Annotated in this window: 10 protein-coding genes; 8 read left to right on the forward strand and 2 right to left on the reverse strand. The window is 72.1% G+C overall.

Going from position 1 to position 13,535, the window contains the following annotated elements; genetic code table 11:
* Nucleotides 1-59: 59 nt before the first annotated feature.
* The 3 genes from OHA99_RS13075 to OHA99_RS13085 all read left to right on the forward strand — a co-directional run bounded on the left by OHA99_RS13075 (nucleotide 60) and on the right by OHA99_RS13085 (nucleotide 4,764).
* Nucleotides 60-1,445: a class II fumarate hydratase gene (locus OHA99_RS13075; RefSeq protein WP_405695844.1), complete on the forward strand. Its 1,386-nt coding sequence runs from the start codon at nucleotides 60-62 to the stop codon at nucleotides 1,443-1,445.
* 91 nt (nucleotides 1,446-1,536) lie between these two features.
* On the forward strand, nucleotides 1,537-2,247 hold the full coding sequence (locus OHA99_RS13080) for a DUF402 domain-containing protein (RefSeq protein ID WP_153178157.1): 711 nt from the start codon (nucleotides 1,537-1,539) through the stop codon (nucleotides 2,245-2,247).
* A 297-nt stretch (nucleotides 2,248-2,544) separates the two neighbouring features.
* On the forward strand, nucleotides 2,545-4,764 hold the full coding sequence (locus OHA99_RS13085) for a SpoIIE family protein phosphatase (RefSeq protein WP_153178158.1): 2,220 nt from the start codon (nucleotides 2,545-2,547) through the stop codon (nucleotides 4,762-4,764).
* A gap of 85 nt (nucleotides 4,765-4,849) precedes the next feature.
* On the opposite strand, the gene OHA99_RS13090 is transcribed toward OHA99_RS13085, so the two are convergent.
* Complete coding sequence (locus OHA99_RS13090) at nucleotides 4,850-7,189, reverse strand: transglycosylase domain-containing protein (protein ID WP_165684941.1); 2,340 nt, start codon at nucleotides 7,187-7,189, stop codon at nucleotides 4,850-4,852.
* Nucleotides 7,190-7,448: 259 nt separating this feature from the next.
* On the opposite strand from OHA99_RS13090, the gene OHA99_RS13095 reads away from it, so the two are divergent.
* From OHA99_RS13095 to OHA99_RS13115, 5 genes are all read left to right on the forward strand, one after another.
* Nucleotides 7,449-8,387 carry an SPFH domain-containing protein gene (locus tag OHA99_RS13095; protein ID WP_109033211.1) on the forward strand — a complete coding sequence of 313 codons (939 nt, stop codon included), beginning with the start codon at nucleotides 7,449-7,451 and terminating at the stop codon, nucleotides 8,385-8,387.
* A gap of 92 nt (nucleotides 8,388-8,479) precedes the next feature.
* Nucleotides 8,480-8,734, forward strand: a complete 255-nt coding sequence (locus OHA99_RS13100; protein WP_153181771.1) for a hypothetical protein — start codon at nucleotides 8,480-8,482, stop codon at nucleotides 8,732-8,734.
* Between the two features lie 160 nt (nucleotides 8,735-8,894).
* Complete coding sequence (locus OHA99_RS13105) at nucleotides 8,895-9,419, forward strand: PadR family transcriptional regulator (RefSeq protein WP_153178159.1); 525 nt, start codon at nucleotides 8,895-8,897, stop codon at nucleotides 9,417-9,419.
* A complete protein-coding gene (locus OHA99_RS13110; RefSeq protein WP_153178160.1) occupies nucleotides 9,416-10,105 on the forward strand; it encodes an ABC transporter ATP-binding protein in 690 nt (229 codons plus the stop codon). The genes OHA99_RS13105 and OHA99_RS13110 overlap by 4 nt, the downstream gene beginning before the upstream one ends.
* Entirely contained in the window at nucleotides 10,102-12,444 is a 2,343-nt protein-coding gene (locus tag OHA99_RS13115) for an ABC transporter permease (RefSeq protein WP_194279938.1), read from the forward strand. The genes OHA99_RS13110 and OHA99_RS13115 overlap by 4 nt, the downstream gene beginning before the upstream one ends.
* Nucleotides 12,445-12,495: 51 nt before the next feature.
* Here OHA99_RS13115 and OHA99_RS13120 read toward each other — a convergent pair whose 3' ends face one another.
* Nucleotides 12,496-13,434 carry a LysR substrate-binding domain-containing protein gene (locus tag OHA99_RS13120; protein ID WP_153178161.1) on the reverse strand — a complete coding sequence of 313 codons (939 nt, stop codon included), beginning with the start codon at nucleotides 13,432-13,434 and terminating at the stop codon, nucleotides 12,496-12,498.
* Nucleotides 13,435-13,535 lie beyond the last annotated feature (101 nt).

Raw genomic sequence — 13,535 nt, forward strand, 5'->3', positions numbered from 1 at the left:
CCGGCACCCGTTCGGCCCGGTCCAGGAACATCCGCCCCGCCCCGCACGCTGTACCCGGTATGAGCGACTACCGCATCGAGCACGACTCCATGGGCGAGGTCCGCGTCCCCGCCCACGCCAAGTGGCGGGCGCAGACGCAGCGTGCCGTCGAGAACTTCCCCGTCTCCGGGCAGCGTATCGAGCGCGCGCACATCGAGGCGCTCGCCCGGATCAAGGGCGCGGCGGCCAAGGTCAACGCCGATCTGGGCGTGCTCGACCGGGACGTCGCCGACGCGATCCGGGAGGCGGCCGCCGAGGTCGCCGAGGGGAAGTGGGACGAGCACTTCCCCGTGGACGTGTTCCAGACCGGCTCCGGGACCTCGTCCAACATGAACACCAACGAGGTCCTCGCGACCCTGGCCGGTGAGCGGCTCGGCCGCGACGTGCATCCCAACGACCACGTCAACGCCTCCCAGTCGTCCAACGACGTCTTCCCGTCCTCCCTCCACATCGCCGCCACCGCCGCCGTCACCCGTGACCTGATCCCGGCCCTGGACCACCTCGCCGGCGCCCTGGAGCGCAAGGCGGAGGAGTTCGCCGACGTGGTGAAGTCGGGGCGCACGCACCTCATGGACGCCACACCCGTCACGCTGGGCCAGGAGTTCGGCGGGTACGCGGCCCAGGTGCGGTACGGCATCGAGCGGCTGGAGGCGTCGCTCCCCCGCCTGGCCGAGCTGCCGCTGGGCGGCACCGCCGTGGGCACCGGCATCAACACCCCGCCCGGCTTCTCCGCCGCCGTCATCGAGGAGGTGGCCCGCGCGACCGGGCTGCCGCTGACCGAGGCGCGCGACCACTTCGAGGCGCAGGGCGCCCGGGACGGCGTCGTCGAGACGAGCGGACAGCTGCGGACCATCGGCGTCGGGCTCACGAAGATCGCCAACGACCTGCGGTGGATGGCGTCCGGGCCGCGCACCGGCCTCGCGGAGATCTCGCTGCCCGACCTCCAGCCGGGGTCGTCGATCATGCCGGGGAAGGTCAACCCGGTGATCCCCGAGGCGGTCCTCATGGTCGCCGCCCAGGTCACCGGCAACGACGCGACGGTCGCCGCCGCCGGAGCGGCCGGCAACTTCGAGCTGAACGTCATGCTGCCGGTGATCGCCAAGAACGTACTGGAGTCGGTGCGCCTGCTGGCCAACGTCTCCCGGCTGCTCGCCGACCGGACGGTGGACGGGATCGTCGCGCACCGGGAGCGGGCCCGCGAGTACGCCGAGTCGTCCCCCTCCGTCGTCACGCCGCTCAACAAGTACATCGGGTACGAGGAGGCCGCCAAGGTCGCCAAGAAGGCGCTGGCGGAGCGGAAGACGATCCGTCAGGTGGTGCTGGAGGGCAGGTACGTCGAACGCGGCGACCTGACCGGCGAGCAGCTGGACGAGGCGCTCGACGTGCTGCGGATGACCCGTCCGTGACGAGCCCCGCGGGCCGGGCCCTCGGCGTACGCCGGCGCACGCTCTCGCGATCACCGGCGCGTCGGATGGCCATGGCACCTAATATCTCCGCATGACAGACGCTGAAGCGGTGAGCGCGGCGACGGGACCGGGAGCGGACGGTCCGGCGGGCCCCGGGGGCCACTGGGCGCCCGGCCGTCACATCCTGTGGCGGTACCGGGAGAACGGCGGCCCGCACGTGCACATCGCGCGCCCCGTCACCGTCGTACGGGACGACGCCGACCTGCTCGCCGTGTGGCTGGCGCCCGGCACCGAGTGCGTGAAGCCGGTCCTCGCGGACGGTACGCCCGTGCACCTGGAACCGCTGGCCACGCGCTACACCAAGCCGCGCACCGTACAGCGCGACCGGTGGTTCGGCACGGGGGTGCTGAAGCTGGCGCGGCCCGGCGAGGCCTGGTCGGTGTGGCTGTTCTGGGACCCGGGCTGGCGGTTCAAGAACTGGTACGTGAACCTGGAGCAGCCGCTGGCCCGCTGGGAGGGCGGCGTCGACTCCGAGGACCACTTCCTGGACATCTCCGTGCACCCGGACCGCACCTGGCACTGGCGGGACGAGGACGAGTTCGCGCAGGCCCAGCGGGACCGGCTGATGGACCCGGCGCTGGCCGGGCGGGTGCGCCGGGCGGGCCGGGCCGCGGTCGCGGAGATCCGGGCCTGGGGGTCCCCGTTCGCCGACGGCTGGGAGGACTGGCGGCCCGATCCGGCGTGGCCGGTACCTTCCCTGCCGGGGGACTGGGATCGCACGCCCGCGCACGTGTCCTCATGAGACCCTTGATGTGCCCCCCGGCAACAAACGTAGGATCGTCCTCCGCAATGAGCGCGGCAGCGGCAACCGGCGCAGTGGGCACTGCGCCTGACCGATCGTCACCGAGGGGCGGCAGGACGTGAGCGAGAGGTACGAGAGCAACACCCGGGTGGGCCGCAGACGGTCCGACGGTGACACAGGAACTGCCTCTGACCACGCGGGAATCCCGTTCCTTGGACACGGATTGCGGGTATCGGGATTTCTGCGGGACGAACTGCACGCGCCGCGCGCAGTCCCGGACGGATGGATTCGACACGCGTGACGGAGCACCCGACATCCTTCGACCGCCCCTCGACGGGCGGCGACCCCACGGATCCCCGCGGGGCGCTCCTGCGTACCCCCGTGCCGCCGGACACCTCCGGGCCGGCCCTACCGGCCCAGGGGCGCACCGGACGGCCCCCGACCGCCGCGGGCGCGGGCTCCCCGGGGACCTTCGAGCACGCCCAGCCGGGCGCCGAGCAGGCCGCCGAGCCCGACGCGCACCGTCCGCGTCCCGTGTCCGAGGGCGTCCCGGTCCAGCCGGACGGCGGGCAGCCGGCCGGCGCCCGGTCCGGCGACGTACCTCCGGCGGACACGGCGTCGGGCGACGTGGCCGCGGGTGACGTGACCCCGGGCGAGGTGACCCCGGGTGACGTCGTCCCGGGCGGCGGACCGGCCGGTCCGGTGCGGCCGGGGTCCGGGGAGCCGGCCGGTGCCGCGGACCGACGGGGACAGGCACCGGAGCCGGACCGGCGTACCGGGCAGCCCACCGTGCCCGGCCGGCCCACGCCCATGCGGCGGGACGGGGACCGGCTGCGCTTCGTGGGCGCCGCGACCCGGCGGATCGCCCGGGGCATGGACCTCGACGAGATCGTGATGGGGCTGTGCCGGGCCACCGTGCCGACGTTCGCGGACGCCATCCTGGTCTATCTGCGCGAGCCGCTGCCCGTCGGCGACGAGCGGCCCACCGGCCCCCTGGTGCTGCGGCTGCGGCGCACCGACCGCATACCGGCCGAGCGGGACACCGAGGGCGGCTTCGCCCCCGTGCCCCAACCCGAGCCCACCGAGCTGGAGACGGTCGGCGCCGAGCTGTGCGAGGTGCGGCCGGGCAGCGCGCTGGCCGAGGTGCTGCGCGGGGTGCGCCCGGTCTTCACGGACACCCCGGCCGCCCGCGCCGCGCTGCCGGAGCTGCTGGGCGAGGAGCGCGACTTCCCGCTGCCCGACGGCCGCAGGGCGATCCTCGCGCCGTTGCGCGGCCGCCGCCGGGTGATCGGCGCCGCGCTGTTCCTGCGCGGCCCGGAGCGCATCGCCTTCGAGGCCGACGACCTGCTGGTGGCCGCGCAGCTCGCCACGCACAGCGCGCTGGGCATCGACAAGGCGGTGCTGTACGGGCGCGAGGCGTACATCGCCGACGAGTTGCAGCGCACGATGCTCCCGGAGAACCTCCCGCGCTGCACCGGCGTACGGCTGGCCTCCCGCTACCTCCCGGCCGCCGAGACCGCGCGGGTCGGCGGCGACTGGTACGACGCCATCCCGCTGCCGGGCAGCCGGGTCGCGCTGGTCGTCGGGGACGTGATGGGCCACTCCATGACGTCGGCGGCCATCATGGGCCAGCTGCGGACCACGGCGCAGACCCTGGCCGGGCTCGACCTGCCGCCGCAGGAGGTGCTGCACCACCTGGACGAGCAGGCCCAGCGCCTGGGCACCGACCGCATGGCGACCTGCCTGTACGCCGTGTACGACCCGGTCACGCACCGCATCACCGTCGCCAACGCCGGCCACCCGCCGCCCGTCCTGCTGCACCTGGGCGGCCACGCCGAGGTGCTGCGGGTGCCGGCCGGCGCCCCGATCGGCGTGGGCGGCGTGGACTTCGAGGCCGTGGAGCTGGACGCCCCGGCCGGAGCGACCCTGCTGCTGTACACCGACGGGCTGGTCGAGTCCCGGCTGCGCGACGTGTGGACCGGCATAGAGCAGCTGCGGGAGCGCCTGGCGGCGACCGCACAGCTCACCGGACCCGACCATCCGCCGCCCCTGGAAGCCCTCTGCGACGAGGTGCTCGACATGCTCGGCCCGGGCGACCGGGACGACGACATCGCGCTGCTCGCCGCCCGCTTCGACGGCATCGCGCCCAGCGACGTGGCGTACTGGTTCCTGGAACCGGAGGACGCGGCGCCCGGCAAGGCACGCCGCCTGGCCCGGCGCGCACTCGCCCGCTGGGGCATGGAGGACCTCACGGACTCCGTGGAGCTGCTCGTCAGCGAGGTCGTGACCAACGCGGTGCGGTACGCCTCGAAGCCGGTCACCCTGCGCCTGCTGCGCACGGACGTGCTGCGCTGCGAGGTCGGCGACGACGTGCCGCAGCTGCCCCGGCTGCGGCAGGCGCGGGCGACCGACGAGGGCGGGCGCGGGCTGTACCTGGTGAACCGGCTGGCCCGGCGCTGGGGCGCCACGCGGCTGAGCACCGGCAAGGTGGTGTGGTTCGAGCTGAACCGCGGCTGATCCGCGACCGGCGGGCAGCAGCGCGCGAAGGGGCGCCCGGTGAGCACCGGGCGCCCCTCCGCGCGTCTGGGCGACGTCCGCCGGTCTACGGCACCAGGTTCCCGCCGGGGAACTCCGGGTCCCCCGACTCGGTGGACCCGCCGCCGTCCGGCGGTGTCTCTCCGCTGGACTCGCTGTTCGACGGCGACTGCGTCGGCGACTCGGGCGGCTCCTCGGTCGTCGGCTCCTTCGACGGGGGCGCCTCGGTCGTCGGGTCGTCCGACGTGGGCGGTGCCTCGGTCGTCTCCTCCTGGGACGGCGACTGGCTCGGCGACTCGGAGGTCGTCGCGGACTTGGTGGGCTTCACCGCGGCGCCCTGCTTGGTGTCCAGGTCGAACTTGGTGACCTCGTCCATGACGCCGAAGGTGTACGCGGCCCAGATCTCCGCCGGGGGGCCACCGCCGTTGACGCGGTAGTCGACGCCGGCCGCCTTGTACATCGGGACCTGGGCGTGCGGGGGCTTGTCGTCCTCGCCGAACAGGCCGACCGAGGTGACCAGGCCGGGGGTGAAGCCGGTGAACCAGGCCGACTTGTTGTTGTCGGACGTACCGGTCTTGCCGGCCACCTGCTGACCGTCGCGCAGCGGGTTGTTGCGTACGGACTCCCTGGCCGTACCGTCGTCGACCACGCCGGTGAGCACCGAGGTCACCGTGTCGGCGGCCTCCCGGCTGATCACCCGCTCACCGATGGGGTCGGGCATCTCGATCGTGCGGTCCTTGTGCTCGACCGACTTCACGACCGCGGGGGTGACCTTCTTGCCGTGGTTGTCGAGGGTCGCGTAGACACCGGCCATCTCCATGGGGCTGGCGCCCATACTGCCCAGGGTCTGCGCGGGCACGGGGTCGTCGCCCTCGGTGTTCATTCCGAGGTCGGAGGCGACCTTCATGACCTCGGTCATGCCCACGTCGATGCCCATCTGCGCGAAGACGGAGTTGACCGACTGGTTCATCGCCTCCTGGACGTCGATCTCGCCGTAGTCGACGTCGTTCTCGTTGGGCGGGGCGAAGCCGACCTCCTTGCCGTCGTCCACCACGGGGCGCTTGCTGTCGCCGTCGTAGGGGGTGTTGGCCGTGATCGGCACGCCGTCCTGGGTCTCGGCGTCGTGGTCGACGGCGGCGGCGAGGATCACCGGCTTGAAGGTGGAGGCCGGCTGGTAGTCGTCGCGGGTGGCGTTGCTGGTGTAGTGCTTCAGGTAGTTCACGCCGCCGTACATCGCCACGACGGAGCCGGTCTTCGGGTCGACGGAGACGGCTCCGGCCTGGACGTCGGCGTCGACCTTGCGCTCGTCGGGGTCCAGCCTGCTGGTGAGCTTGGCCTTGACCGCCTCCTCCAGCGCGGCCTGCTTCTTCTTGTCGATGTTGAGGGTGACGGTGTAGCCGCCGAGGTCCACCAGGGCCTTGGCCTGCTCCATGTCCTCGGCGGCGCCCTGGGCGACGAGCTGCTTCTTGAGGGCGTAGTCGGCCGCGTCCACGAGGTAGCCGATCTGGCCCTCCTTGCCGGCGGCGGGCTTGGGCTCCTTGGGCTCCGGGAAGGTCATGTCCTTCCGGTCGCCCGCGCTCAGCCACTTCTGCTCGACCATGTTGTCCAGGACGTAGTTCCAGCGCTGCTGGACGAGCTTCTTGCCGGTCTCGCTCGCGATCGCCCAGTCGTACTGGTTCGGTGCCTGGAGCAGGGCGGCGAGATAGGCGCCCTGGTCGACCGTCAGATCCTCGGCGTCGACGCGGTAGTACGCCTGGGCCGCGGCCTGGATGCCATAGGCGCCGCGGCCGTAGTAACTGGTGTTGATGTAGCCGGCGAGGATGTACTCCTTGGACTTCTTCTGGTCCAGCTTCAGCGAGATGACCAGTTCCTTGAGCTTGCGCGTGACCGTCTGTTCCTGGGTCAGGTAGTAGTTCTTGACGTACTGCTGGGTGATCGTCGAACCGCCCTGCGCGCCCTTGCCGGAGAGGGTGTTGAGGACGCCGCGGGCGGTGCCCTTGAGATCGACGCCCGAGTCCTTGTAGAACGTCTTGTTCTCGGCGGCGACGAACGTGCGCTGGACGTCCTTGGGGATCTTGGCGAGGTCGACGATCTCGCGGTTGCGGTCGCCGGTGCGCGCCATGACGCTGCCGTCGCTGTACTTGTAGACGTTGCTCTGGAGATCGGCCTCGGGGTTGCCCTCGGGGATGTCGATCACCATGTACAGCACGATGAAGGCGCCCATGCCGAGCAGGCAGAGGCCGAAGAACGTGCCGAGGATCTTCTTCCAGGTGAACAGCCGGCGTATGCGGCCCTTCCCGCCCGCGGCTCCGCCGGCAGCACCGGCCGCGCCCGACGAACGGCGGCGTTTCGGCGCCGCGCGGCGTCCACCGCGCTGCCGCGCTCTTCTCTCGTCCGCACGTCCCATGGGTCCGATCCGCTCCGCTTCGGTCATCTGTGGACACGTCTCGCTCACGCGTCACACAGGTTCGTCGCTCAGGTCAGCTCAGAAAGCTAACACCGGGAGATATGACAAAGGGCAACCGATCCAGCCTTGTACGGACGTGAGAATCAGCACCCGCTCCACAGGAACCGACGTGCGAGAGGGGTTCAGGGTTGCGATCCGGGGGTAAAGTGATATCACTTAGTCATCAACGAGTGAGCAGTCATAGAACGGGGGACCACCCATGTCCACGCACGATGCCCCACAGGTCACCGCGGATGTGCCCGAGATGCCCGCACCGCGGGTGCGCGAGAACCAGGCGCACAGCATCGGCGGCGGCTTCGCGCTGCTGCTCGGACTGGTCGGGCTGCTCGTCGGCGCCGGTCTGATCGCCGGCGCCACGGCGGTCGACTCGACCGGCGGCAAGGCCGTGCTGATCATCGGCGGCATCCTGATCGCCCTGGCCGCCTTCCTCGCGATGTGCGGCCTAAACATGGTGGCGCCGGGCGAGGCCCGCGTGGTGCAGCTCTTCGGGCGGTACCGGGGGACGATCCGGCAGGACGGTCTGCGCTGGGTCAACCCCTTCACCTCGCGCACCAAGATCTCGACGCGGGTGCGCAACCACGAGACGGCCGTCCTGAAGGTCAACGACGCCTACGGCAACCCGATCGAACTGGCGGCGGTCGTGGTGTGGCGGGTGGAGGACACCGCGCAGGCCACCTTCGAGGTGGACGACTACGTCGAGTTCGTCTCCACCCAGACCGAGGCGGCCGTGCGGCACATCGCCATCGAGTACCCCTACGACGCCCACGACGAGGACGGCCTCTCGCTGCGCGGCAACGCCGAGGAGATCACCGAGAAGCTCGCCGTCGAGCTGCACGCGCGCGTGGAGGCGGCCGGCGTGCAGATCATCGAGTCCCGCTTCACGCACCTCGCGTACGCGCCGGAGATCGCCTCGGCGATGCTCCAGCGGCAGCAGGCCGGCGCGGTGGTCGCCGCGCGGCGGCAGATCGTGGACGGCGCGGTCGGCATGGTCGAGGCCGCGCTCGCCCGGATCAGCGAGCAGGGCATCGTGGAAATGGACGACGAGCGCAAGGCGGCGATGGTGTCCAACCTGATGGTCGTGCTCTGCGGGGACCGCGCCGCCCAGCCGGTCCTGAACACGGGGACGCTCTACCAGTGACGACTCCGTCCGAGGATTCCGCGCCCGGGGAGTCCGCGCCCCGGTCGTCCGCGTCGCAGCCGTCCGCACCTCAGGACTCCGTCACGGATTCCGTGCCGTCCGGGGGCCCGGCTCCCAGGCGCCGGCCGCAGCAGCGCAAGCAGGTGCTGCTGCGGCTGGACCCGCAGGTGTACGAGGCGCTGGCTCGCTGGGCGGGCGACGAGCTGCGCTCGGCCAACGCGCAGATCGAGTTCCTGCTCCGCAGGGCGCTGGCGGAGTCCGGCCGGCTGCCCGGCGACACCGGGCCGCTGCCACGCCGGGGCCGCCCGCCGGGGGGCGGCCGCCCGGGGGCCGCGCCACCGCCCTGACCGTCGGGGCCGGAGGCGGGCCCTCCGTCGTAGCGGAACCGTGACAATCGCCCCCGACCTGCACTCCCGTACCCACCGCACACCCGTCCCGCACCCGCCGCCACGGTCTCTGCACCGTGCGTATACATAGTGCGTATACACCGTGTGTAGAGTGCTCCGCATGTCCATCGGTCACACTCTCCTGGGGCTCCTTGAGTCCGGGCCGCGCCACGGTTACGACCTCAAGCGCGCTTTCGACGAGAAGTTCGGTCACGACCGGCCGCTCCACTACGGCCAGGTCTATTCGACGATGTCCCGCCTGCTGAAGAACGGCCTCGTCGTCGTCGACGGCATCGAGGCGGGCGGCGGCCCCGAGCGCAAGCGGTACGCGATCACCGACGAGGGGATCACCGACGTACAACGGTGGCTCGCCACGCCGGAGAAGCCCGAGCCGTATCTCCAGTCGACGCTGTACACCAAGGTCGTCCTCGCGCTGCTCACCCACCGCGACGCCGCCGACGTCCTCGACACCCAGCGTGCGGAGCACCTGCGCAGCATGCGCATCCTGACCGACCGCAAGCGCAAGGGCGACCTCGCGGACCAGCTCATCTGCGACCACGCACTCTTCCATCTCGAGGCCGACCTGCGCTGGCTGGAACTGACCGCCGCGCGCCTCGACAAGCTCCGTGAGGCGGTAGCCCGATGACTCCCCCCGCAGGCTCCCTGCTCTCGGCGGACCAGCTCCGCAAGGCCTACGGCCCGACCCTCGCCCTCGACGGCGCCGAGTTCTCCATCCATCCCGGCGAGGTCGTCGCCGTCATGGGCCCCTCCGGGTCCGGCAAGTCGACGCTGCTGCACTGCCTCGCCGGCATCGTGCCGCCCGACTCGGGGACGATCACGTACAACGGGCGTGAGCTGTCCGCCATGTCCGACGCCCAGCGCAGTGCGCTGCGCCGCTCGGACTTCGGGTTCGTGTTCCAGTTCGGCCAGCTGGTGCCGGAGCTGACCTGTGTCGAGAACGTGGCCCTGCCGCTGCGGCTGAACGGCACCTCCCGCAAGGAGGCCGAGCGGGCCGCGCTGACCTGGATGGAGCGGCTGGAGGTCGACGACCTCAGGAAGAAGCGGCCCGGCGAGGTGTCCGGCGGCCAGGGGCAGCGGGTCGCGGTGGCGCGCTCGCTGGTCACCGACCCCCGGGTACTCTTCGCCGACGAGCCGACCGGCGCGCTGGACTCGCTCAACGGCGAGCGCGTCATGGAACTCCTCACGGACGCCGCCCGCTCCACCAACGCGGCCGTCGTGCTGGTCACGCACGAGGCCCGGGTGGCCGCCTACTCCGACCGCGAGATCGTCGTACGGGACGGCAAGTCCCGGGACATGGAGCGGGTCGTATGAACGTGCGCCAGTGGGCCGCCGACCTGATGCTCGGCGTCCGCTTCGCCTTCACCGGCGGCCGCGAGGGCTGGACCCGGGCCGTGCTGACGGCCGTCGGCGTCGGCCTCGGCGTGGCGCTGCTGCTGCTGACGACGGCGATCCCGAACGCGCTCACCGTCCGGCACGACCGGGAGGCGGCGCGCTCCGACATCACCTTCGCCATCCAGCCGATGCCGAAGGCGAACGACACGCTCGTCATCGCCGACGTCGACGAGGACTTCCGCGACAAGGAGGTCCGGGGCCGGGCCATGGAGCCCGAGGGCCCGAGGGCGCCGCTGCCGCCCGGCGTGGACGCGTTCCCGGCGGTGGGCGAGATGGTGGTCTCCCCCGCGCTGAAGGAGCTGCTGGACTCGGACTCCGGCGCGCTGCTGCGCGAGCGGCTGCCGTACCGGATCGCCGGCACGATCTCGGAGGACGGGCTGATCGGCTCGGCCGAACTCGCCTACTACCGGGGCGCGGAAGGGCTCGCCGAACACATCACGCCGGGCAACATCGAGCGCATCGACCGGTTCGGCGACCCGGAGCCGGGCGAGGAGCAGTCCGACCCGGTGCTGATCCTGCTGATCCTCGTCGTCTTCGTGGTGCTGCTGATGCCGGTCGCGGTGTTCATCGCCGCCGCCGTGCGGTTCGGCGGCGAGCGACGGGACCGGCGGCTCGCGGCGCTGCGCCTGGTGGGCTCCGACAGCCGCATGACCCGGCGCATCGCCGCCGGTGAGGCCATGGCCGGCGCGGTCCTCGGGCTGCTCTTCGGTGCCGGGTTCTTCATGGTCGGACGGCAGCTCGCGGGCAGTGCCGAGGTGTACCGCATCAGCGTGTTCCCCAGCTATCTCAACCCCTCGCCGGTGCTGGCCCTGCTGGTGGCCGTGGCGGTGCCGGCGGCGGCGGTGCTGGTGACGCTGTTCGCGCTGCGCGGGGTGGTCATCGAGCCGCTCGGCGTGGTGCGTGCCGGGCGCCCGGCGCGGCGCCGGCTGTGGTGGCGGCTGCTGCTGCCGCTGGCCGGACTGGCGATGCTCTACCCGATGATCGGCAACGGCCGGGACAACGGCGACTTCAACCAGTATCTGGTGACCGGCGGTGTCGTGCTGCTCCTGGTCGGCGTGACCGCGCTCCTGCCGTGGATCGTGGAGAGCGTCGTCGCCAGGCTCGGTTCGGGCGGTGTGGCCTGGCAGCTGGCCGTGCGCAGGCTGCAACTGAGCAGCGGTACGGCGGCCCGGATGGTCAACGGCATCGCGGTGGCCGTCGCCGGGGCGATCGCCCTTCAGATGCTGTTCGCCGGCGTGGACGACGACTACACCAAGTCCACCGGGCAGGACGTGTCGTGGGCCCAGATGGAGGCGATCCTGCCGAGCGGGGTCCCACTGGACCGGGCGGCCGAGAAGTTCCGCGACACCAAGGGTGTGAAGGCCGTCTTCGCCTACTCCGAGAGCTGGCTGGGCGACCGCCCCCAGGACCCGGACAACGGCACGACGCTGACCGTGGGCGACTGCGCCGCACTGCGGGAGATCGCCCGCCTGCCCTCGTGCGCCGAAGGGGACGTGTTCGTCGTCCACGGCGCCGAGTGGGACGGCGAGGAGGACGTGACGAAGCTGGCCACGCCGGGCCGGAAGCTCTACGTGGACCCGTCCTACGAGGGCGGCCCGGAGCGTCCGGCGGTCCCCTGGACGATGCCGGAGGGCGTCAAGGCCGCGAAGCCGCGCACCGGTCTGCTGGCCGGGATCGACCGGGGCGGCTTCCTGATGACGCGGGAGGCGATGCCGGACGCGTTCGCGCCGGCGCTGGACGGGCACGCCTACCTCCGGCTGGACGAGTCGGTGCCGGACGTGCACGACCTGGTACGGAACACCACGGCGGCGGTCGACCCGCTGGCGGACGCCATGACCTGGGCGTCGACCGAGCGGACCGACCGGTTCGACGCCATCCGCACCGGCCTGTTCGTGGGGGCGGCGTGTGTGCTGGCCCTGATCGGCGCCAGTCTGCTGGTCTCGCAGCTGGAGCAGCTGCGCGAGCGGAAGAAGCTGCTGTCGGCCCTGGTCGCCTTCGGCACCCGGCGCCGCACGCTGAGCCTGTCGGTGCTGTGGCAGACGGCGATTCCCATCGTGCTGGGCCTGCTGCTCGCCTCGGTGGTGGGCCTGACCCTGGGCACGGTGCTGCTGAAGATGACGGGCACCCCGGTCGGCGTCGACTGGACCGGCGTCCTGGCCATGACCGGCATCGGCGCGGGGGTCGTCCTGGTGGTGACGCTGTGCAGCCTGCCGCCGCTGCTGCGGCTGATGCGGCCGGAGGGGCTCCGGACGGAGTAGCCGCGCCGCCGTACACCGGACGGCTGAGCGACCGCCCCGCCGGGCGGTCGCTCAGCCGTGCACCGTCCGTACCGGCAGGTCCGCCATCGCCTCCCGCAGGGCCGCGGCCAGTTCCCCGTACTCCGCCGAGCGGGCCGCGCCCGTGCGCATGGCGAGGGCGATACGGCGGGTGGGGGCCGGGTCGGTGAAGGACGCGGTGAGGAGCTGGCTGGAGCGCGAGGTCTCCACCCTGACGGCGGTGCGCGGCAGCAGCGTCACCCCGAGGCCGCCCGCCACCAGCTGCACCAGCGTCGAGAGGCCGGCGGCCGTGGTCGTGGCGGGGACACCCGCCCGGCCCGCCTCCCGGCAGATGTCGAGCGCCTGGTCGCGCAGGCAGTGCCCCTCGTCGAGCAGCAGCAGCTTGAGCTCGCGCAGCACCGAGCGCTGGAGGCCCTCCCGGCCGCCGAGCCGGTGGTCGAGCGGCGTGACCAGGACGAAGTCCTCGTCGAAGAGCGGTAGTTCGGTGACACCGGGGACGCCGAGGGGGACCGCGAGCAGCAGCAGGTCGAGCCGGCCGGTCGTCAGGCCCTCCAGGAGGCTGGCCGTCTGCTCCTCGTGGACCTGGAGGTCGAGGTCGGGATAGCGCTCGTGGACGAGACGCAGCACCGTCGGCAGCAGGTACGGCGCCACGGTGGGGATCACACCGAGCCGCAGCGCGCCGGTGAAGGGCGCCCGCACCGCCTCCGCCTCCTCCAGCAGCGCGCCGACCTCCGCCAGTACGGCCTTGGTCCGCACCGCGAGCCGTTCCCCGGCGGGCGAGAGCAGCACCTTGCGCGTCGTACGCTCCAGGAGCGTGACACCGAGTGCCTCCTCCAGGGCGGAGACGGCTCCGGAGAGCGCCGGCTGGCTCATGCCGATCGCGGCGGCGGCGTCGCGGAAATGCAGGTGCTCGGCGACCGCGTCGAAAGCCCGCAGCTGGGCGAGGCTGGGCTGCCTCTTCTTCCCGGACACTAATAGCCACCTCCGATCAACTCGACCGATTGTAGCTATTTCCCTAATCAATGCACCCTGTGCCAACATCAACAACGTCCAACCCATGGGAAACGCCCGTA

It is taken from the genome of Streptomyces coelicoflavus (genome assembly GCF_045041415.1).
GTDB lineage: Bacteria > Actinomycetota > Actinomycetes > Streptomycetales > Streptomycetaceae > Streptomyces > Streptomyces coelicoflavus.

Bases quoted from the DNA above. Each gene is read 5' to 3' on its own strand.
- OHA99_RS13075 (WP_405695844.1), top strand. From the start codon at position 60: ATGAGCGACTACCGCATCGAGCACGACTCCATGGGCGAGGTCCGCGTC.
- OHA99_RS13080 (WP_153178157.1), top strand. From the start codon at position 1,537: ATGACAGACGCTGAAGCGGTGAGCGCGGCGACGGGACCGGGAGCGGAC.
- OHA99_RS13090 (WP_165684941.1), bottom strand. From the start codon at position 7,189: ATGGGACGTGCGGACGAGAGAAGAGCGCGGCAGCGCGGTGGACGCCGC.
- OHA99_RS13095 (WP_109033211.1), top strand. From the start codon at position 7,449: ATGTCCACGCACGATGCCCCACAGGTCACCGCGGATGTGCCCGAGATG.
- OHA99_RS13105 (WP_153178159.1), top strand. From the start codon at position 8,895: ATGTCCATCGGTCACACTCTCCTGGGGCTCCTTGAGTCCGGGCCGCGC.
- OHA99_RS13110 (WP_153178160.1), top strand. From the start codon at position 9,416: ATGACTCCCCCCGCAGGCTCCCTGCTCTCGGCGGACCAGCTCCGCAAG.
- OHA99_RS13115 (WP_194279938.1), top strand. From the start codon at position 10,102: ATGAACGTGCGCCAGTGGGCCGCCGACCTGATGCTCGGCGTCCGCTTC.